The organism is Geodermatophilus sp. SYSU D00696 (assembly GCF_054050235.1).
Genome location: NZ_JBJGYY010000019.1, coordinates 26,256 through 44,435, shown reverse-complemented (window position 1 = coordinate 44,435; position 18,180 = coordinate 26,256). Strand labels below are relative to the sequence as shown.

Annotated in this window: 22 protein-coding genes; 9 read left to right on the top strand and 13 right to left on the bottom strand. The window is 75.2% G+C overall.

Going from position 1 to position 18,180, the window contains the following annotated elements:
* Window positions 1-5 precede the first annotated feature (5 nt).
* Window positions 6-572 carry an isochorismatase family protein gene (locus ACI79O_RS13690; RefSeq protein ID WP_456914423.1) on the top strand — a complete coding sequence of 189 codons (567 nt, stop codon included), beginning with the start codon at window positions 6-8 and terminating at the stop codon, window positions 570-572.
* An 83-nt stretch (window positions 573-655) separates the two neighbouring features.
* On the top strand, window positions 656-2,161 hold the full coding sequence (locus ACI79O_RS13685) for a DUF222 domain-containing protein (RefSeq protein WP_456914422.1): 1,506 nt from the start codon (window positions 656-658) through the stop codon (window positions 2,159-2,161).
* A 39-nt stretch (window positions 2,162-2,200) separates the two neighbouring features.
* On the opposite strand, the gene ACI79O_RS13680 is transcribed toward ACI79O_RS13685, so the two are convergent.
* Window positions 2,201-3,016 (bottom strand): alpha/beta hydrolase, encoded by an 816-nt coding sequence (locus tag ACI79O_RS13680; protein WP_456891199.1) that lies wholly within the window; start codon window positions 3,014-3,016, stop codon window positions 2,201-2,203.
* 206 nt (window positions 3,017-3,222) lie between these two features.
* Here ACI79O_RS13680 and mgrA point away from each other — a divergent pair, with 206 nt between their 5' ends.
* Window positions 3,223-4,254 carry an L-glyceraldehyde 3-phosphate reductase gene (gene mgrA, locus ACI79O_RS13675; protein ID WP_456891197.1) on the top strand — a complete coding sequence of 344 codons (1,032 nt, stop codon included), beginning with the start codon at window positions 3,223-3,225 and terminating at the stop codon, window positions 4,252-4,254.
* A 65-nt stretch (window positions 4,255-4,319) separates the two neighbouring features.
* On the opposite strand, the gene ACI79O_RS13670 is transcribed toward mgrA, so the two are convergent.
* From ACI79O_RS13670 to ACI79O_RS13660, 3 genes are all read right to left on the bottom strand, one after another.
* The gene (locus ACI79O_RS13670; protein WP_456891195.1) at window positions 4,320-4,787 is read right to left on the bottom strand and encodes a BLUF domain-containing protein; all 468 of its coding nucleotides are present in this window, start codon (window positions 4,785-4,787) and stop codon (window positions 4,320-4,322) included.
* 96 nt (window positions 4,788-4,883) lie between these two features.
* Window positions 4,884-5,312, bottom strand: coding sequence for a hypothetical protein (locus tag ACI79O_RS13665; RefSeq protein ID WP_456891193.1), 429 nt, complete (start codon window positions 5,310-5,312; stop codon window positions 4,884-4,886).
* Entirely contained in the window at window positions 5,309-5,566 is a 258-nt protein-coding gene (locus tag ACI79O_RS13660) for a hypothetical protein (protein ID WP_456875986.1), read from the bottom strand. The genes ACI79O_RS13665 and ACI79O_RS13660 overlap by 4 nt, the downstream gene beginning before the upstream one ends.
* 49 nt (window positions 5,567-5,615) lie before the next feature.
* On the opposite strand from ACI79O_RS13660, the gene ACI79O_RS13655 reads away from it, so the two are divergent.
* Entirely contained in the window at window positions 5,616-5,801 is a 186-nt protein-coding gene (locus tag ACI79O_RS13655) for a hypothetical protein (RefSeq protein ID WP_456891192.1), read from the top strand.
* Window positions 5,802-5,821: 20 nt separating this feature from the next.
* Window positions 5,822-6,379, top strand: a complete 558-nt coding sequence (locus ACI79O_RS13650; RefSeq protein ID WP_456914421.1) for a putative glycolipid-binding domain-containing protein — start codon at window positions 5,822-5,824, stop codon at window positions 6,377-6,379.
* Between the two features lie 8 nt (window positions 6,380-6,387).
* Here the strand turns inward: ACI79O_RS13650 and ACI79O_RS13645 are convergent, their stop codons facing one another.
* On the bottom strand, window positions 6,388-6,723 hold the full coding sequence (locus ACI79O_RS13645; protein ID WP_456891189.1) for a VOC family protein: 336 nt from the start codon (window positions 6,721-6,723) through the stop codon (window positions 6,388-6,390).
* A 142-nt stretch (window positions 6,724-6,865) separates the two neighbouring features.
* On the opposite strand from ACI79O_RS13645, the gene ACI79O_RS13640 reads away from it, so the two are divergent.
* A complete protein-coding gene (locus ACI79O_RS13640; protein WP_456914419.1) occupies window positions 6,866-7,651 on the top strand; it encodes an SDR family oxidoreductase in 786 nt (261 codons plus the stop codon).
* Here the strand turns inward: ACI79O_RS13640 and ACI79O_RS13635 are convergent.
* Together ACI79O_RS13635 and ACI79O_RS13630 are read right to left on the bottom strand one after the other, a co-directional pair.
* Window positions 7,644-8,327, bottom strand: a complete 684-nt coding sequence (locus ACI79O_RS13635; RefSeq protein ID WP_456891187.1) for an alpha/beta fold hydrolase — start codon at window positions 8,325-8,327, stop codon at window positions 7,644-7,646. The two genes, ACI79O_RS13640 and ACI79O_RS13635, sit on opposite strands and share 8 nt — an antisense overlap.
* 34 nt (window positions 8,328-8,361) lie before the next feature.
* The gene (locus ACI79O_RS13630) at window positions 8,362-8,859 is read right to left on the bottom strand and encodes a MarR family winged helix-turn-helix transcriptional regulator (RefSeq protein WP_456891185.1); all 498 of its coding nucleotides are present in this window, start codon (window positions 8,857-8,859) and stop codon (window positions 8,362-8,364) included.
* A gap of 87 nt (window positions 8,860-8,946) precedes the next feature.
* Between ACI79O_RS13630 and ACI79O_RS13625 the strand changes: the two genes are divergently transcribed.
* The gene (locus ACI79O_RS13625) at window positions 8,947-9,624 is read left to right on the top strand and encodes a GTP cyclohydrolase II (protein WP_456891183.1); all 678 of its coding nucleotides are present in this window, start codon (window positions 8,947-8,949) and stop codon (window positions 9,622-9,624) included.
* A gap of 141 nt (window positions 9,625-9,765) precedes the next feature.
* Here ACI79O_RS13625 and ACI79O_RS13620 read toward each other — a convergent pair whose 3' ends face one another.
* Genes ACI79O_RS13620 through ACI79O_RS13595 form a run of 6 tightly spaced genes read right to left on the bottom strand, consistent with a single transcriptional unit; the run spans window position 9,766 to window position 15,798 of the window.
* The gene (locus tag ACI79O_RS13620) at window positions 9,766-10,938 is read right to left on the bottom strand and encodes an alpha/beta hydrolase family protein (protein WP_456914418.1); all 1,173 of its coding nucleotides are present in this window, start codon (window positions 10,936-10,938) and stop codon (window positions 9,766-9,768) included.
* Window positions 10,939-10,950: 12 nt separating this feature from the next.
* Window positions 10,951-11,673, bottom strand: a complete 723-nt coding sequence (locus tag ACI79O_RS13615; protein ID WP_456914417.1) for an SDR family NAD(P)-dependent oxidoreductase — start codon at window positions 11,671-11,673, stop codon at window positions 10,951-10,953.
* 22 nt (window positions 11,674-11,695) lie between these two features.
* A complete protein-coding gene (locus tag ACI79O_RS13610; protein WP_456914415.1) occupies window positions 11,696-12,664 on the bottom strand; it encodes a fumarylacetoacetate hydrolase family protein in 969 nt (322 codons plus the stop codon).
* Window positions 12,664-13,602, bottom strand: a complete 939-nt coding sequence (locus ACI79O_RS13605) for a VOC family protein (RefSeq protein ID WP_456914414.1) — start codon at window positions 13,600-13,602, stop codon at window positions 12,664-12,666. The genes ACI79O_RS13610 and ACI79O_RS13605 overlap by 1 nt, the downstream gene beginning before the upstream one ends.
* Window positions 13,603-13,646: 44 nt before the next feature.
* Window positions 13,647-14,777 carry an FAD-dependent oxidoreductase gene (locus tag ACI79O_RS13600; protein ID WP_456914413.1) on the bottom strand — a complete coding sequence of 377 codons (1,131 nt, stop codon included), beginning with the start codon at window positions 14,775-14,777 and terminating at the stop codon, window positions 13,647-13,649.
* A gap of 10 nt (window positions 14,778-14,787) precedes the next feature.
* Entirely contained in the window at window positions 14,788-15,798 is a 1,011-nt protein-coding gene (locus tag ACI79O_RS13595; RefSeq protein ID WP_456914412.1) for a cyclase family protein, read from the bottom strand.
* 107 nt (window positions 15,799-15,905) lie between these two features.
* Here ACI79O_RS13595 and ACI79O_RS13590 point away from each other — a divergent pair, with 107 nt between their 5' ends.
* Window positions 15,906-16,868 (top strand): LysR family transcriptional regulator, encoded by a 963-nt coding sequence (locus tag ACI79O_RS13590; RefSeq protein WP_456914411.1) that lies wholly within the window; start codon window positions 15,906-15,908, stop codon window positions 16,866-16,868.
* 84 nt (window positions 16,869-16,952) lie between these two features.
* Window positions 16,953-18,170, top strand: coding sequence for an MFS transporter (locus ACI79O_RS13585; protein ID WP_456914410.1), 1,218 nt, complete (start codon window positions 16,953-16,955; stop codon window positions 18,168-18,170).
* Window positions 18,171-18,180: the final 10 nt, after the last annotated feature.

Genomic DNA, 18,180 nt, shown 5'->3' with positions numbered 1-18,180 from the left:
ACGGCATGACCACGTTGCAGGACAGGCCCCACAGCGCGCTGCTCGTCGTCGACGTGCAGAACGGCGTCGTCGGCGGGGCCCACGCGCGCGACGAGGTCGTCGCCACGATCGCCGGGCTGGTCGACCGGGCGCGCGGTGAGCGGGTCCCGGTCGTGTGGGTGCAGCACGACGACGAGGAGCTGGCGCGCGACAGCGACGAGTGGCGGATCGTCCCCGAGCTCGCCCCGGCCGAGGCCGAGCCGCGGATCGAGAAGCACTACGGCGACTCGTTCGAGGGCACCGACCTCGAGCAGGTGCTGGCCGGGCTCGGCGTCGGCCGGCTCGTGGTCACCGGCGCGGAGACCGACGCCTGCATCCGCGCCACGCTGCACGGCGCGGTGGTCCGCGGCTACGACGCGCTGCTGGTCGGGGACGCGCACACCTGCGGCGACAAGACGCAGTGGGGCGCGCCGCCGCCCGCGCAGGTCGTCGCGCACACCAACCTGTACTGGGGCTTCTCGGGTGCGCCCGGGCGCACCGCCGGCACCGTCGCCGCGGCCGACGTCGACCTGCGGGGGACGCCCACCGCCTGAGCAGTGCGCGTGCACGGTGCACGGCGAATCGCTGACCGGCTGACCTGCGGAAACTGTCGTACTCGCTCCGTAGGTTCGGTGTCGTGGAGGAGGTCGCCGGTGCCGGGTCGCTCGTCGAGCGCGCGCTGGCCGGCTGGCTGCTCGACCGGCCGGTCCGGCTGGCGCGGCTGCCGGTGGCGCTGCTGTCCCGCGAGCAGAAGGCGGCGGAGCTGCAGCGGGTCGCCGCACTCAAGGCGATGACCGCGGCCTACGAGGCCGAGCTGGTCCTGGGCCTGGCCGACGACTCGCCCGATGACGACGATCCCGCCCCCGGCACGCCGGGTGCGAGGTCGTGGAAGCCCGACACCGAGCTGCCCGGGGTGTCGGAGTTCTTCACCGCCGAGCTGGCGGTGGTGCTCAACTGCGGCCGCGGCACCGTCAACCACCTGGCCCACCGGGCCTGGACCTACCGGGAGCGCCTGCCCGCCACCTGGGCGGCGCTGGCCGCCGGCACCCTGGACGAGACCCGCGCCAAGGCGCTGGTCGATGTCCTTGAGCACGCCCCGGCGGGGATCGCCCGCCGGATCGAGGCGGCGCTGCTGCCCGCGGCCGCGCAGTCGACGGTGGGCCGGCTCAAGCAGCGCGCCCTCGCCCTGCTGCTCGACCTCGACGCCGACGCCGTCGGCCGGCGCAAGCAGCAGGCCCGCCGCCGCGCCGACGTGCGGGTCGATCCCTGCCCGCTGGCGGGCATGGTCACGCTGGCCGCGGACCTGCCGGTGGAGGTGGCCGCGGCCTGCCACGCGCTGGTCGACTCACTCGCCCGGATGCTCAAGGCCGACGGCGACCCCCGGCCGATCGGCGAGCTGCGCTGCGCGGTGGTGTTCGCCGACCTGCTCCAGCGCCCGTGGGAGACCGGCCGTCCGGCGGTGACCGCGCAGCTGACCATCATCGCCGGCCTCGCCGCCCTCGCCGGCCGCTCGGCGGAGGCCGGGCAGGTCAACGGGCTGCCCATCACCGCCGCCCACCTGCGCGACCTGCTGCGCGAGCTGGACGCGTTCGGCGTGCGGGCGCCGGACGGCGGGTCGGTGACGGTGGCGCTGACCGACGCCGACGGCACGCTGCGCGCCACCGGCACGCTGGACCGGCTGCGCCGGCTGGCCGCCCGCGGCTGCCCCGCCCACCCCGACGAGCCGGACTGCGGATGCCCGGTGCTCGACCGGCCCGACCCGGTCGACCGCTACACCCCCACCGCGGCGCAGCAGGCGTTCGTGCGCACCCGCGACCGCACCTGCCGGTTCCCCACCTGCGGGCAGCGGGTCGGCTGGGCCGACGCCGACCATGTCCTCCCGCACGCCGACGGCGGGGTCACCGACTGCGCCAACCTGTGCTGCCTGTGCCGCTCCCACCACCGGCTCAAGACCTTCGCCCGCGGCTGGCGCTTTCACCTGCACCCCGACGGGACCCTCACCGTCACCACACCCTCCGGCATCACGAGAACGACCCGCCCACCCGGGGTGCGACCACCCCCGGCAGCACCCGACCCACCACCGGACGACACCAGGCCACTCCCGCCATCCGCCGACCCGGTCGACGACCCACCGCCGTTCTGACGGGCTGGGCACACTCCGCGACCGGGCGCGACCGTCCGCTCAGGCCCGGACGGCGGGGCGGACCTGGGCGAGCACGAACGCGGCGACGACGTCGTGCACGGTCTCCCGGTCGTGCTCGTTGAGGACGTCGTGCAGGTCGCCGGGGAACGTGCGCAGCGTGGCCCGGGGCAACCGCGCGACCAGCGCGCGCGAGTGCTCGACCGGCACCATCGGGTCCGACTCGCCGTGCAGGAACAGCGTCGGGATCGACGGCTGCCCCGCGGCGACCCCCGCCTCCACCTCGGGCCAGGCGGCCTCGATCGCCACCATCGTCTGCCGGGGGACGGGCCCGCGGTGCACCAGCGGGTCGTGCAGCAGCCGGTCCAGGTACTCGGGGTGGGTGCTGAACATCCGGCTGGGGTCGGGGTCCTCGACGTCCTCGGCCTCCGCGGCCATCAGGGCCTCGACCCAGGGCAGGCACTGGGCCGGTGGCGCGGAGACCACCAGGGCCTGCGCCAGGTCGGGGGACCGCTGGGCCAGCAGCAAGGCGGCCACCCCGCCGCCGGAGTGCCCCATCAGCACCAGCGGGCGGCCGGGGTGCTCGGCCTGGGCGATGCCGGCCAGGGTCCGGGCGTCGTCGACGTAGTCGTCCCACGAGACCATGAGGTCGCGCTCGCCGTCGCTGCGGCCGTGGCCGATGGCGTCCAGGGCGTGCACGGCGATGCCGTCGGCGGCCAGCCGCCGGCCGAGGGGCTCGTACAGGCCCACGTGCTCGCCGAAGCCGCCGTGGCAGAAGACGACGACGGCGCGCACCTCGCCGTCGGGGAGCCACGCGGTGTGGTGGATGCGGCCGCGGGAGCCGTCGAAGAAGGGCATCGCGCCCCTCCCTCCAGGTCGGGTGGACGTGACCCCCGCGGCCGCGCATCCTCCTCGCCGCCGGCCCGCCGCAGCGCGGCTCCGCGCACCGCTGGGCGGCGACCCCGGCGCAGCGTCACCGGCCGGCGTCCGATCGCCTACGCAGCGCGGTCGCAGCTCGGCGGCTCCCCGGTTCGGGTCCTCGCGCGCCGGGCAGGACAGCGGCCATGGCCCACACCGCAGCGCAGGACCGCTACGACTCCATGACCTACCGCCGCACCGGCCGCAGCGGCCTGGACCTCCCCGCGATCAGCCTCGGGCTGTGGCACAACTTCGGCGACGACGTCCCGCTGGAGCGGCAGCGCGCGGTGCTGCGGAGGGCCTTCGACCTGGGCATCACCCACTTCGACCTGGCCAACAACTACGGGCCGCCCTACGGCAGCGCCGAGACCAACTTCGGCCGGCACCTGCGCGACGACCTCCACCCATACCGCGACGAGCTGGTGCTCTCCACCAAGGCCGGCTACGACATGTGGCCCGGCCCCTACGGGCAGGGCGGCGGCTCGCGGAAGTACCTGCTCGCCAGCCTCGACCAGTCGCTGCGCCGGATGGGTGTCGAGTACGTCGACGTCTTCTACTCCCACCGGCCCGACCCCACGACGGCGCTGGAGGAGACGATGGGCGCGCTCGACACCGCCGTCCGGTCGGGCAAGGCGCTCTACGCCGGCATCTCGTCGTACTCGCCGCAGGACACCGCGCGGGCCGCGGCTGTCCTCGACGATCTCGGCACGCCCCTGCTCATCCACCAGCCCAGTTACTCGATGCTCAACCGCTGGATCGAGACCGAGGGCCTGCTCGACACGCTCGCCGAGGTCGGCGCCGGCTGCATCGCGTTCTCACCGCTGGCCCAGGGGATGCTCACCGACAAGTACCTGTCCGGCATCCCCGAGGGCTCGCGCGCCAGCCAGGGCAAGTCGCTGTCGACCGACCTGCTCACCGAGGAGGCGCTGGGCCGCATCCGGGAGCTGGACGGCATGGCGCGGGAGCGCGGGCAGTCCCTCGCCCAGATGGCGCTGGCCTGGGCGCTGCGCGACCCGCGGGTGACCAGCGTGCTCGTCGGCGCCAGCAGCGTCGCCCAGCTCGAGCAGAACGTCGCCGCCCTCGACCGCCTCGACTTCTCCGCCGACGAGCTCGCCCGCATCGACCGGCACGCCGTCGACACCGGCGTCGACCTGTGGGAGGGCCCCCGCACCGCCTGAGCCCGCAGCGCCTGCGCCCGCCCTGCCTGGGACCGGGGCGGTGTCGCGGGCACGGGCTCCGCGGGTCACACCGTCTCGGCGGCCGCCCGCACGGCGTCTCGCACGACCCCGAGCACCTCCTCCTGCTCGGGGGTCGTCGGGTGCCCGGCGGCGCGCGCGATGCCATCGGTGTGCGCGATCAGGGGGATGTCCCGGTCGCCGTCGTCGGACACCCGGGCCATCGCCCAGCGGGCGAAGCGCCGGTTCGGGACCCGCTGGCCGTGGAGGAGCGTCACGAACTCGTGGCGCCGATCGCGCGCGATCGTGGCGTAGAGCGACCGTACGGTGGCCTCCTCGCCCTCGAGCACCTGGACGAACCAGTCGGCGTGGACCAGCAGTGCGCCGGTGACCCCGCGGCCCTTGTCGTCCCGGCGCGCCTGGCTGAACAGCCGGCCGAGCTCCTCCTTGCGCTCCTCGGCCGGGATCAGGTTGCGGCTGCGGTACACCAGGCGGAAGACGTCGCCGGATGCGGTGTCACGCGCGGCATCTGTCATGGCGTCCCCTCGGTTCGACGGAGTCCTCCACCGTCATCCTGTGAGGGGCGAGCGGGCCGGCTGTCTCGATGTGAGACGCCCGCCCGGCCGGAGAGTTCAGCGCCGGCGACGGCGGGCGAGCAGCACCACCGCCACGAGGACGAGCGCCGCGACCGGCGCGGCCGGCCCGCCGCTGAGCAGCGTGCCCGCCGGGTGCAGCCGCGCGTGCCGCGTGCCGAGCAGCGCCGAGCCCGCCGCCGAGTCGACGTCGGCGCCCAGGCTGAGCACCCGGCCGCCGGGACCGTCGAGCCGCGCGGTCAGCCCCCGGCCGGCCAGGGTGTCGGCCACCCGGGCGAGTTCCGCCCGGCCGGGCGGGCCCTGCGTGGCCGCCCCGCCCGCCACCCGCACCGCGGAGAACAGCCGCCGGACGTCGGGGGAGGCGGCGGTGATCTCTGACCCGGACGCCCACACCCGCAGCGGGAGGCCGTCGACCTCGAGGGACAGGTCGGCGGAGACCTCGAGCGCCGGGTCGCCCTCCGGGGTCATCCCCGGCTGGCGTTCTCGGCGGTGGTGATGCGCAGCGTGCCGTTGAGCTTCCAGGTGGCGCGCGGGGAGTCCGGGCCGGTCTCGCGCGGCACCTCGACGGTCATGTCGACGAACTCGTAGTTGATCGCCGCGCCCTTGCCGGTGAGGTAGGACCACATCTCCTTGCCGAGGTCGGCGAAGCTCGTCGACTCGTGCGACTTGATGTCGCGCGGGCCGGTGGCGGCGTCGCGGGTGGTCGTGTCGGGAACGGTCATCGCAGGTCTCCCTCGTCTCGGCGGTGTGCGACTCGGCGGCGCACTACCCGTGTCCCCGCGGCCACACACGACCCCCGGCGGACGGCTCCGTTTCCAGAGACCGGCCGCGACGTCGCGCAGCGCGGTCGCGGTCGGCGGCGCGCTCGCCGGCCACACCGTGCTCGACCGGCTGCGTCCGCACCGCCTGCCGACGCTGGTGCTCACCGCCGTCCTCGACCGGTGCGAGCAGGGCTGAGCGGCTCTAGCGTGCGCGGCGTGGACCCCCGGGTGGTGGCGTGGCGGCGCAGCGACGAGGAGCAGGGGCACAGCCTGGCCCGGGTCGAGCGGCGCGGGGACGGCTGGCTGCTCCACGGCACCGAGGTGCTGGCCGGACCGACGCTGCTCGCCTGCGCGTTCCGGGTCGAGGTCGACGGCGCCTGGGCGACCCGGGCGGTCGAGGTGACCGCGGTGTCCGCCGCCGGGGAGCGGCGGTTGACGCTCACGGCCGACGGCGACCGGCGCTGGTGGCGCGACGGCGCCCGCGCACCGGAGCTCGACGGCTGCGTCGACGTCGACGTCGCCGCGACCCCGCTGACCAACACCTTCCCGATCCGGCGGCTCGCGGCGCTGGAGGTCGGTCGGCAGGTGACCTCGCCGGTGGCGTGGGTCGACGTCCCGGCGCTCGGCGTGACCCGCGTCGACCAGACCTACCGCCGGCTGGGACCGCGGCGGTGGGAGTACGCGGACGCCGCGCACGGCGCCTTCGAGCTCACCGTCGACGACGACGGCCTCGTCGTCGACTACACCGGCTTCGCCACCCGCGTCGCCGGGTGACGGCATCCTCACGCGCCGACGAGGACCACCCGGTTGCCCTCGGGGTCGCCCAGCCGCAGGACGCGGCTGCCCCCGCCGGGCTGCGGGCCGTCGTGCGTGATCCCGGCGGCCGTCAGGTCGCGCGCGACAACGTCGGAGTCGGCGACCTCGAGCACCACGGTCGACCGGCCGCTGCGCCCGGGCTCCCGCCACACCTGGACGCCGCCGGAGTCGGTGAGGTGCCACTCGAGCAGGCCGTCCATGGGACGGCTGTCGGGGGCACGGCCGAACAGCGTGGCGTACCAGCGCTCGGCGCGGTCGAGGTCGGCGACGGTGGCCTGGGCCAGGACGCGGGTGGCCTGCACCGGGATCTCCTCGCGGTCGGGCCGCGGCGGCACCGCGGCGCGTCGGTCTGTCCGCAGGGCAGACCGCCCGGCGGCCGGGGACTCATCGGTGTCGTCGAGGACCGCCGCGCGGCCGGCGGCGGACCGGGGTAGGGAGGGAGGCATGCAGCTCCAGGACGCCGTCACCGTCGTCACCGGGGCCGGCAGCGGCATCGGCGCCGCGCTGGCCCGCCGTTTCGCCGCCGAGGGCGCGGCCGCCGTCGTGGTCAGCGACCGCGACGGCGCGGCCGCGGAGCGCGTCGCCGGGGAGATCGGCGGGACGGCCGACACCACCGACGTCAGCGACGAGGCCGCCGTCACGGCGCTGGTCGAGCGGACGCTGGCCGAGCACGGCCGCATCGACCTGTTCTGCTCCAACGCCGGCGTCTTCGCCGGCGGCGGGCTCGAGGTCGCCACCGATGACTGGCAGCGGGTGTTCGCCGTCAACGTGCTCGCCCACGTGTACGCCGCCCGCGCGGTGCTGCCCTCGATGCTCGAGCGCGGCTCGGGGTACCTGCTCAACGTGGCCTCCTCGGCGGGGCTGCTCACCACGCCGGGCGACGCCCCGTACACGGTGACCAAGCACGGCGCGGTCGCGCTGGCCGAGTGGCTGGCGGTGACCTACGGCGACCGGGGCATCGGTGTCAGCGTGGTCTGCCCGCTCGGCGTGGCGACCCCGCTGCTGCTCGACCCGCTGGAGCAGGGCAACCCGTCGGCGTCGGTCGTGGTCGCCTCGGGGGAGGTCATCGCAGCCGAGGACGTCGCGCGGTCGGTGGTCGAGGCGCTGGCCGAGGAGCGGTTCCTGGTCCTGCCGCACCCCGAGGTGGGCACCTACTGGGCGCAGAAGGCCGCCGACCCGGAGCGGTGGCTGGCCGGCGTGCGGAAGCTGGTGCGACGCACGGTCAGCTGACCGTGCGCACCCGCTCGGCGACGAGGTCGGCGACGGCGTCCGGGCGGGTGACGAGCGGGCTGTGCCCGCAGGCCCACGCCACGGTGCGGGTGGCGCGGGCGGCCATGGCGCGCTGCCGCTCCGGGTGGACGACCTCGTCGGCGGTGCAGACGACGTAGGTCGACGGCACGGTCCGCCACGCGACCGCCTCCGGGACCCCGCGGAACACCGCCCGGCCCACCGGGCGCAGCCGGGCGGCGCACGCCGACGCGGTGTCCGGGTCGGCGTCCCCGTACAGCAGCCGCGGGCCGAGCGCGGGGTCGAGGCCGACCTCGTCCCCGGACACGACCATCGCCTCGCCGAGCCGGGTGTCGGGCAGGTCGCCGAACCGGGTCCGGCTCACCGACTCGCCCTCGTCGAGGGCGAACGCCGCCAGGTAGACCAGCTCCCGCACCAGCGGGTGGGCGCCGGCGGCGGTGACCACCGCGCCGCCGTAGGAGTGCCCGACCAGGACGGCGGGGCGGCCGGCGGCGTCCAGCGCGTCGCGCGCGGCCGCGGTGTCGGCCGGCAGGTCGGTGAGCGGCAGCTCCACGGCCACGCTGTCGACGCCGCGGTCGTCCAGCGCCGCGCGGACGGCGTCCCAGCACCAGGCGCCGTGCCAGAGGCCGTGCACCAGCACGGCGAGGGGAGTGCTCATCCGGTCCAGCATGGCGGGTGCTCCCCGGCCCGGTTCACCCGCCGGTGGCGCGCCTGCCGTGCCCGGCGGCCAGCCGGCCCTCCGGGTCGAGCCGCTCGAGCAGCGCGCCGGCGATCTCGGCGAGCTGGCCGACCTGCTCCGGGGTGAGCGCGTCGACGACGTGCTCGCGGACGGTGGCCACGTGACCGGGCGCCGTGGCGCGGACCGTCGCCCAGCCCTCGTCGGTCAGGCGCGCGTTGGTGGCGCGGCCGTCGGAGGGGCACGGCGCCCGCTCGACCAGCCCGCGGTCCTCGAGCCGGCGCACGACGTGGGACAGCCGGGGCAGCGTGGCGTTGGTGCGGGTGGCCAGCTCGGTCATGCGCAGGGTCCGCCGCGGGGCCTCCGACAGCATCGCGAGCACGTGGTAGTCGAAGTGGGTCAGCCCGGCGTCGCGGCGCAGCTGGCCGTCGAGGACGCCCGGCAGCAGCTCGACGACGGCGACCAGGCGCACCCACGCCGTCATCTCCGCCTCGCTCAGCCACCGGGGTTCCACGACGACATCGTCCCACCCGGTCACTTGTAGGTTCAACTTCCTGGGGCTAGGGTCGTCACTTGTAGGTACAAGTGATCGGAGGTCGCGATGACCCTCTCCCTCGACGCCGACGTGGTGTCCCCGGCTCCCGCGGCCACCGTGCGCACCCGCGTGACGGTGCCGCTGCGCTTCGCCGACGGGTACGCCACGACGGCGGAGGTGCTGACCTTCGACGGGCTCGCCGACGGCCGCGAGCACCTGCTGCTCGGGCTGGGCGACTGGCGCGCCGCGCTCGCCGGGTCGGCCGCCGGGGGAGCGGCGCCGCTCGTCCGCCCGCACAGCGAGTGCCTCACCGGCGACGTCTTCGGCTCGGAGCGCTGCGACTGCGGCCCGCAGCTGCGCGAGGCCGCCGAGCGGATCACCGATGCCGGCGGGTTCCTGCTCTACCTGCGCCAGGAGGGCCGCGGCATCGGCCTGTACGCCAAGCTCGACGCCTACGCGCTGCAGGACGCCGGCCTCGACACCTACGAGGCCAACCGGGCGCTGGGCCGCGGCGAGGACGAGCGCGACTACACCGCCGCCGCGCAGATGCTGCAGGCGGTGGGCGCCGACCGCGTCCGGCTGCTGTCGAACAACCCCGACAAGGCCGCCGCGCTCGAGCTGCTCGGCGTCGCGGTGACCGAGCGGGTGCCCACCGGCGTCCACCTGTCGGCGGCCAACGCCCGCTACCTCGCCGTCAAGCGGGACCACACCGCGCACACCCTCGACCTGCCGCTGGCGGGCTGACCCGCGCACCCGGCCCCGCGAGTGGTCACCTGCCGTGGTCGTGCACGGGGGTGACCACGTCAGGTGACCACTCGGCGCCCGTTGTCGACCTGGTGCTCTCTCCGCGCCCGGGAGACCGCGCCAGGTCGACACGGGGCGGGGTCAGGCGCGGCCGCGGGCCAGCTCGGCGAACGTGTCGGCCACCCAGTCGGCGACGAAGGTGCTCACGTACGGCAGGTGGTCCAGGCCGATGTGCTCGGTGGCGCCCTCCTCGGGGGTGAACACCCGCAGCTCCCGCTTGGGGGAGTTGACCGCCTGGTCGTGGGAGCGGTGCGCCATCTCCAGCGGGATCTGCCGGTCGTTGGCGCCGTGCGCGACCAGGAACGGCACGGTGATGTTCTCGACGACGCCCTCGAGGTTCACCGCGTCGGCGAACTCGATGAACTCGTCGAGGTCGGTGTGGCCCCACACCCACAGCACGTGCTCCCAGTAGTGCGGCACCGGCCGCTCGCCCTCGCGGTGCCGCCGGCGCCGCTGCACCGCGCCCCAGTCGTGGTTGGCCCCCCACGCCACGCAGAGGGCGAACCGCTTCTCGAACGCCGCGGCGCGCGGGGCGTAGTAACCGCCCAGCGACCAGCCCACGATCCCGATCCGGGAGGCGTCGACGTCGTCGCGGGTCTCCAGCCAGTCGACGGCGGCCGCGCCCCACGCCTCGGTGTCGACCCGCGCGGTGAGCCCCTGCAGCCGCAGCGCCTCGCCGGTGCCGGGCTGGTCGAGCATCAGGCAGGAGATGCCGCGGGCGGCCAGCTCCTCCCAGTGGTTCGAGGCGTACATGTGCTCCTTGGTCGAGTCCAGCCCGTTGACCAGCACGACCACCGGCACCGGGCCGTCGTCGGCGGCCGGCGCGGCGCTGAAGTAGGCCGGCAGCGTCGTCCCCTCGTAGGGGACCTCCACCCGGGAGACGCGCGGGCTGTGCGTCTCGAAGGCCTTCTGCGCGATCTCGAGCATCCGGCGGTAGGTGGGCACCCGGTTCGGGTCGGAGTGGGCGAGCATCCGCTCGGCCTGGGCGAGGTAGTTCGACGCCCGGAACCACAGCTGCCCGGCGGTGCGGGTGTGCCCGGCCTTCTCCGCCGCCTCGGCCTGCTCGACGAGCTGGTCGGTCAGCGCGGTCCAGGCGCGCAGGAAGTCCGGCGTGCCGGCGTCCTCGCCGGCGCCGGCGGCGTCCTTGATCGGCCGGCAGGCGCGGTCGACCTCGTCGATGAGCCCGCCGGAGTTCAGCGTGGCGACCACGCTGAGGTTCCAGGTGTAGGGGCCGGTGGGGAAGTACTCGAACACTGCGGGGTCCTCTCAGGCGGTACGGACGGCGTCGCTGATCGACTTCACGCCGCCGTGCGCGGTCATCCCGCCGTCGACGGGGATCTCGGCGCCGGTGACGAAGGAGGCGCCGTCGCCGAGGAGGAAGGCGACCAGGGGCGCCACCTCGTCGACGGTGCCGGTGCGGCCGAGCGGGGTCTCGGCGACGTTGGCGTCGCGGAACGCCGGCGCCGCCGAGGCGGTCATCGGCGTCTCGACGTAGCCGGGGTGGACCGTGTTGACCCGGATGCCGCGCGGGCCGAGCTCCAGGCAGGCGGCCTTGGCCAGCCCGCGCAGCGCCCACTTCGACGCGGTGTAGGCGACCGGGAAGTGCCCGGTCAGCGCGGCCACCGAGCCGACGACGACGATCGACCCGCCGCCGGTCATCAGCGGGGCGAGCGCCTGGATGCCCAGCAGGGTGCCGGTGACGTTGACCTCGGTGACGCGGGCGAGGTCGGCGGGGTCGAGGTCGGCCAGCCGCGCCCGCCAGGTGATGCCGGCGTTGGCGACCAGCCCGTGCACGCGGCCGTGCCGGCTCTGCAGGTCGTCGGCCAGCGCGGCCCAGCCGGCGGCGTCGGTGACGTCGAGCCGCCGGTAGGCGGCGCCGCCGAGGTCCTCGGCGGCCTGCTCCTGCACGTCGGTGGCCACGACGACGGCGCCCTCGGCGGCCAGCAGCCGGGCCTCCGCCGCGCCCTGGCCCTGGGCCGCGCCGGTCACCACGACCACCCGCCCGCGAGGCTCATGCCGGACGCTCGCGGGTCCGCGGGCGTGGCCGGGCGGCCCGGACCGGCGGCAGGGCGACCCCGGCGACGACCCGGTTGCGGATGGTCCCGATGCCCTCGACGGTCATCTCCACGACGTCGCCGGGCCGCAGCGGGGGAGGGGCCGCCGCGCCGCGCCGTCCCCAGAGCTCGGCGAGGCACCCGCCGTTGCCGCAGGTGCCCGAGCCGAGGACGTCGCCGGCGCGGACCCAGGTGCCGCGCGACGCGTAGGCGACGAGCTCCTCGAACGGCCAGCCCATGTTGGACAGCAGGTCCTGGCCGATCTCGACGTCGTTCACCGACACCCGCATGTCCAGCGCCAGGAAGCCGTCGGCGTCGCGGTAGGGCTCGAGCTCGTCGGCGGTGACCAGCCACGGGCCGAGCGTGGTGGCCGAGTCCTTGCCCTTGGCCGGGCCGAGGTTGACCCGCATCTCGCGGGCCTGCAGGTCGCGGGCGGACCAGTCGTTGAGGACCGTGTAGCCGAACACGTGGTCGCGGGCCTCCTCGGGGGTGAGGGAGGTGCCGTCCTCCCCGACGACGACGGCGACCTCGAGCTCGAAGTCGAACCGCTGCGAGCCCGGGGGCACCGCGACGTCGTCGTGCGCGCCGACGAGCGCGTAGGGGTTGGTGAAGTAGAACGTCGGCGCCTGGTACCACTCCTCGACCACGCCGGCCTGCCCGTCGATGGCCTTGCGGACCCCCTCGACGTGCTCCTCGAACGCGACGAAGTCGCGCACCGTCGGGGCCTGCAGCGGGGGCAGCAGCCGCACCTCCGACACCGGGACCGCCGGCGCCGACAGCGCCGCCAGCCCCGCGTCGAGCGCCGCGGGCAGCCCGGCGCGCACGAGGTCCAGGACGGTGACGTCCGGTGGCAGGGCGTGCAGCCCGTGCTCGCCGACGACGCCGGCGCTGACCACGCCGCCGTCCTCCCAGGTGGCGAACCGCATCAGACCGGAGGAGCGACGAACAGCCCCTTGTCGGGGTCGTTGAACGATTTCTTGGCGACGAACTCGTTCATCTGGTTCGCGGTGCCCCACTGGTCGCTGACCTCGGGCTGGGTGAAGTCGTAGACGTGCGGGTGCCAGGTGTCCTCGTCGATCGTCTCGAGCTCGGTCGTGTACTCGACGGTGTTGCCGTGCGGGTCGAGGAAGTAGGAGAACGTGTTGTTGCCGGCCATGTGGCGGCCCGGGCCCCAGATCTTCTCGATGCCCTGGCGCAGCAGCCGGCCGGTGCCGCGCATGTACTCGTCGATGCCGCGCATCTCGAACGAGGCGTGGTGCAGCGCCGCGTGCGGGCCGCGGGCGATCGCCATCGAGTGGTGCCACTCGTTGGTCCGCAGGAACCACATCATGTTCCCCATCCGGGGGTGCATGAGCGTGTCCGACAGCGAGAACGCCAGGTAGTTCTCGTAGAAGGCGAGGGTGCCCTCGGGGTCGGCCGAGTTGACGACCACGTGCGACAGGCGCACCGGAATCGACTCGCCCTCCTCGATCCGGCGGTGCTGCCGCACGGCGACGTCGGAGCTGACCTCGATGGTGCGGCCCTCGTTGTCGAAGAACCGGAACCCGTAGCCGCCGCCGGGGGTCTGCAGGTCGCGCGGCTCGTGGACCAGCCGCACGCCGTCGCGGGCCAGGGTGCCGGCGAGGGTGTCGACGTCGGCCCGGTCCTCCGCCCCGAAGGAGATGAGGTCGATCCGCTTGTCGGGGGCCTCACGCAGCCGGACGACGTACTGCTCCGGGCTGCCCTCGGCGGCGAGGAAGGTCAGGCCCGAGTCGGTGTGCTCGGCCGTGAGGCCCCAGGTGTGGGTGAAGAAGTCCTGCTGCGTGCGCAGGTCGGGCACGGCGAGGTCGACGTGCCGCAGGTGGGTGATCAGGCGCTGGGTCATGTCTCTCTCCGGGAGGGGAGAGCCTTTATCGCGATAAAGGCTGTTCAGGCGGGCTGGGCGACGAGCTGGGCGATGGAGCGCATCAGGCCCGGGATGTCGCCCTGGACGTGGTCGAGCTGCCACTGGGCGAGCTGGTTTGACGCGTCGACGACGGTCGTCGCGCGCTCGAAGCGGCGGGCGGTGAAGGCGTCCCACAGGTCCTGGTCGAGCGCGGACCGGGTGAGCAGCAGGTCGGTGAGCGCGTAGGCGTCCTCGAGCGCCTGCGCGCCGCCCTGGGCGATGGTGGGCGGGCAGGCGTGCGCGGCGTCGCCGACGAGCACCACCCGGCCGCGGTTCCACGGCGCGGGCAGCACGTGGGTCTCGAACCAGGTGTAGTTCACCCGGGACGGGTCGGTCAGCGTCTCGCGGACGTCGTCCCAGGGGCCGTGGTAGGCCGCGGCGAGCTCCCGCATCGTGGCCAGCTGCTCCTCGGGCGTCAGCGTCGAGCGGTCCTGGGCCGGCTCCACGATGTAGGCGTAGAGCGAGTCCTCGCCGGTGGGGCAGTAGCCGGCGATGAACGACGGCCCGCCGTAGTACAGGTCGGTGCGCGTGACGCTCGCCGGGCGCGGGCCGAACGCGCGCCAGATGCCCATGCCGACCGGCGTCGTCTCCAGCTCGATGCCCAGCGCCCGGCGGGTCCAGGAGCGCAGCCCGTCCGCGCCGACGACGAGGTCGTAGCGGCCGGCCGAGCCGTCGGCGAAGGTGACGTCGACGCCGGTCGCGTCCTGGCGCAGCTCGGTGTGCGTCGTCCCGAACCGGACCTTGACGCCGACCTCCGCGGCGCGGTCGGTGAGGATGCGGGCGAGCTCGGGGCGCGACATCCCCATGACGGCGGGCAGGTCCGGGCCGCCGGTCCGGGCGTCGGGGATCTCCGCGACGACGGTGCCGGCGGGGTCGGGCGCCCGGATGCCGGTGACGTCGAAGGCGTACCCGGCGGCGGACACCCGCTCCCAGACGCCCAGGGTGCGCAGCTCGCGCAGCGCGTTGCCCTGCAGCGTGATCCCCGACCCGAGGGCGCTCACCTCGGGCCGGATCTCGACCAGGTCGACGGCGACGCCGGCCTCGGCCAGGCGGATGGCGGTGGCGGCACCGGCGAGGCCGGCGCCGACCACCAGGACGTTGCTGACGGCGGGCATCTCTCGGCTCCTACTTGACGGCGATCGGGTTGACCGGGGCCCCCACGGCGCCGGTCACGGGCAGGGGGGCGGCGGTGAGGAAGAACTCCCACACGCCGTCGGCGGCGCAGTCGGCGGCGAGCGCGTCGAGGTCCCACAGCTCGCCGAGGAACAGGCCGATGTGCGGGATGGCGACCTGGTGCAGCGGCTGGAAGGCGACGTCGAACTCGTTGGGCCGCACCTCGAAGCCCCAGGTGTCGGTGGCGACGCCGGCGATGTCGGTGGCGTGCAGCCAGTCGGCGGCGGTGAACGACAGGCCCGGCGCGGGACCGCCGGCGTAGTCGCCCCACCCGGTGCCGGCGGCCACCGAGCGTCGGGCGCGGGTGAGCTGCCCGGTGCGCACGCACAGCAGGTCGCCGCGGCCGACGCGGGCGCTCTCGCCCTGGGCGGCGATGGTGGCCTCGAGGTGCTGCGGGGTGATGGCGAACCCGTCGGGCAGCTCGCCGTCCTCGCCGAGGGCGCGGCCGACGTCGAGCAGCACGCCCCGGCCGGCGATGCGGTCGGCGACGGTCTCGATGCCGGTGACGGCGTCGCCGAGGCTGGTGACGACGTCGCCGGCGCGGCGGCCGTTCCAGGCGGCGCCGTGGTCGAAGATGTGCCCGAGGCCGTCCCACTGGGTGGAGGCCTGCAGCGGCATCGCGATCACGTCGTCGGCGCCGCCGATGCCGTGCGGGAAGCCCTGCACGCCGCGTTCGGCGTCGGTGCCGGTGTCGAGCATGGTGTGCACCGGGTTGGTGCGCCGGCGCCAGCCCCTCTGCGGGCCGTCGGCGTCGAAGCGCTGCGACAGCGAGAAGGCCGCCCCGCGGCGGACCAGCCGGGCTCCCTCGGCGCGCTTGGCGTCGTCGAGGAGGTTGAGGGTGCCCAGCACGTCGTCGGTGCCCCAGCGGCCCCAGTTCGAGCAGCGCTTGGCGGCCGCCGCGATGGCCCCCTCGGGGTCGGTGCGGTCGAGCTCTGCGGGGTCGAGCCAGGTGCGGTCGGGCACGGTCGCGTCCTCCTCGTCGTGACGCGGACCACGGTCGGTCACGGCGGGTGGTCCGGGAAGACGAGATGTCTGATGGGGGTCATAGACGGCGCCGATACCGTCGCCCCGTGAACCTCGCGAGCCTGGACCTCAACCTGCTCGTGGCCCTCGACGCGCTGCTCACCCAGCGCAGCGTCACCCGCGCCGCCGGGCAGATGGGGTTGTCCCAGCCGGCGCTGTCGGCGTCGCTGGCCCGGCTGCGCCGGCACTTCGGCGACGAGCTGCTCACCCGCGTGGGCAACGACTACCGGCTCACGCCGCTGGCCGTGCAGCTGCGCGAGCTGGTGCGGGTGGCGCTCGGCAACGTCGAGCGGGTGTTCACCGCGCAGCCCGGCTTCGACCCGGCGTCGTCGACCCGGGAGTTCTCGGTGCTCGTCAGCGACTACGTCGTCGTGGTGCTCGGCGACACCATCGCCGCGCTGCTCGCCGAGGAGGCCCCGCGCACCCGGCTGCGGCTGACCCCGCACTCGCCGGCGATCGTCGAGAACGCCGCCCAGGCGCTGCTCACCGCCGACCTGCTGCTGCTGCCGCACGGCTTCGTCAGCGACCTGCCCCACCGCGACCTCTACCGCGACGAGTGGGTGTGCGTGGTCGCCGCCGACAACCCCGTCGCCGAGCAGGGGCTGACCGTCGAGGACCTCGAGACGCTGCCCTGGGTCGCCACATACCACGGCCAGACCGCCTCCACCCCGGCGGCGCGGCAGATGCGCCAGCTCGGCATCGAGCCCCGCGTCCAGGTGGTGATCGAGAGCTTCCTGACCGTGCCCGCGCTGGTCGCCGGCAGCGACCGGATCGCGCTGCTGCAGCGCCGGCTGGTCGACCTGCTGCCGCTGGGCTCGGGCATCCGCGCGCTGCCGCCGCCGTTCGAGGCCGGGCCGCTGGTCGAGGCGATGTGGTGGCACCCGGTCTACGACGACGACCCCGAGCACCGGTACCTGCGCGACGTCGTCTCGCGGGCCGCCGCGCAGGCGGTCTCACCCGGCGCCCGCGAGGGCATCGACCTGACTGATACCGCACCCCAGGAGAAGTGATTTCCGCTCCGGCCCCCGCGTCCTGACACTTCCCGGCCAGTGATGCCGGTCACCGGGACCGGCGCCCGTCCCCTGGAGCCGCCCGTGTCCGTCCGCGACGCCGCACCCCTCGCCGACGAGGTCGCCGTCGACCCCGCCACCGGCCGCCCGGCCGGCCGCGCGCAGGCCCTGGTCCTGCTGTTCTCCAGCTGCCTGTCCGTGCTGGGCGCGGTGCTGCTGGCGCCGGTCCTGCCCCGCATCCAGGACGCCTTCGCCGGCACCCCGGGCGTGGAGACGCTCACCCCGGTGGTGCTCACCGCCCCGGCGCTGGTCATCGGCCTGACCGCGATGATCGCCGGCCGCATCGTCGACCGGGTCGGCCGCAAGCGGCTGCTGGTCGGCGCGCTGGTCGCCTACGCCTTCGCCGGCACCGCGCCGCTGTGGCTGGACTCGCTGCAGCTCATCGTGGCCAGCCGGGTCCTGGTCGGCCTCACCGAGGCGGCGATCATGACCTGCTGCACCACGCTGCTCGCCGACTACTTCTCCGGCGCGCAGCGCGAGCGCTACTTCGGCCTGCAGGTGGTGTTCACCACCGTCTCGGCGACGGTCTTCTTCGGCGCGGGCGGTGCCCTGGGCGCGCAGGACTGGCGGACGCCGTTCTGGCTGTACGCGGTCAGCCTGCCGCTGGCGGCGCTGGCGGCGAGGTACGTCTGGCAGCCGGCTCCCGCGCCCGCCCGGTCGCGGCGGCTGCCCCGCCTGCCCTGGGCGCAGCTGGCCGTGCCGGTGGTGGTCACCCTCGTCGGTGGCCTGGTGTTCTACGTCCTCGTCGTGGAGCTGTCCTTCACGCTCGACGCGATCGGCGTCGAGTCGACCGGGGCCATCGGGGCGATCAGCGCCATCGGCTCGCTGGGCACCGCGGTCGGCGCGTTCTCCTTCGGCCGGCTCGCGCGGCTCGGCCCGGCGGTGACCGTGCCGGCGGCGTTCGCCCTCTCCGGCGCCGGCCTGGTCGGCCTCGGGCTCGCCGACTCCGTCCCCGCCGTCGTCGTCGCGGCGGTGGTGACCGGCCTGGGCAACGGCCTGCTGCTGCCCTCGATGCTCTCGTGGGCGCTGGGCTCGCTGACCTTCGAGCAGCGCGGCCGGGCCACCGGAGTGTGGACCTCGGCGCTGTTCGTCGGTCAGTTCGTCTGCCCGCTGGTGGTGCTCGCGCTCACCGGCGTCCTCGGCAGCCTGGGCACGGCGCTGGCGCTGCTCGGCGTCGTCAGCGTCGGCGCCGCGGCCGGGGTGCGGCTGGCCCGGCCGGTCGCGGTGGCCACCGCCTCCTGAGACCCCAGCT

What these genes read in the sequence shown, in the direction of transcription:
- ACI79O_RS13660 (WP_456875986.1), bottom strand. Translation starts at nt 5,566, where the DNA reads ATGACCGTTCCCGACACGACCACCCGCGACGCCGCCACCGGCCCGCGC.
- ACI79O_RS13600 (WP_456914413.1), bottom strand. Translation starts at nt 14,777, where the DNA reads ATGCCCGCCGTCAGCAACGTCCTGGTGGTCGGCGCCGGCCTCGCCGGT.
- ACI79O_RS13670 (WP_456891195.1), bottom strand. Translation starts at nt 4,787, where the DNA reads ATGACAGATGCCGCGCGTGACACCGCATCCGGCGACGTCTTCCGCCTG.
- ACI79O_RS13625 (WP_456891183.1), top strand. Translation starts at nt 8,947, where the DNA reads ATGACCCTCTCCCTCGACGCCGACGTGGTGTCCCCGGCTCCCGCGGCC.
- ACI79O_RS13605 (WP_456914414.1), bottom strand. Translation starts at nt 13,602, where the DNA reads ATGACCCAGCGCCTGATCACCCACCTGCGGCACGTCGACCTCGCCGTG.
- ACI79O_RS13640 (WP_456914419.1), top strand. Translation starts at nt 6,866, where the DNA reads ATGCAGCTCCAGGACGCCGTCACCGTCGTCACCGGGGCCGGCAGCGGC.
- mgrA (WP_456891197.1), top strand. Translation starts at nt 3,223, where the DNA reads ATGGCCCACACCGCAGCGCAGGACCGCTACGACTCCATGACCTACCGC.
- ACI79O_RS13665 (WP_456891193.1), bottom strand. Translation starts at nt 5,312, where the DNA reads ATGACCCCGGAGGGCGACCCGGCGCTCGAGGTCTCCGCCGACCTGTCC.
- ACI79O_RS13610 (WP_456914415.1), bottom strand. Translation starts at nt 12,664, where the DNA reads ATGCGGTTCGCCACCTGGGAGGACGGCGGCGTGGTCAGCGCCGGCGTC.
- ACI79O_RS13680 (WP_456891199.1), bottom strand. Translation starts at nt 3,016, where the DNA reads ATGCCCTTCTTCGACGGCTCCCGCGGCCGCATCCACCACACCGCGTGG.
- ACI79O_RS13690 (WP_456914423.1), top strand. Translation starts at nt 6, where the DNA reads ATGACCACGTTGCAGGACAGGCCCCACAGCGCGCTGCTCGTCGTCGAC.
- ACI79O_RS13635 (WP_456891187.1), bottom strand. Translation starts at nt 8,327, where the DNA reads ATGAGCACTCCCCTCGCCGTGCTGGTGCACGGCCTCTGGCACGGCGCC.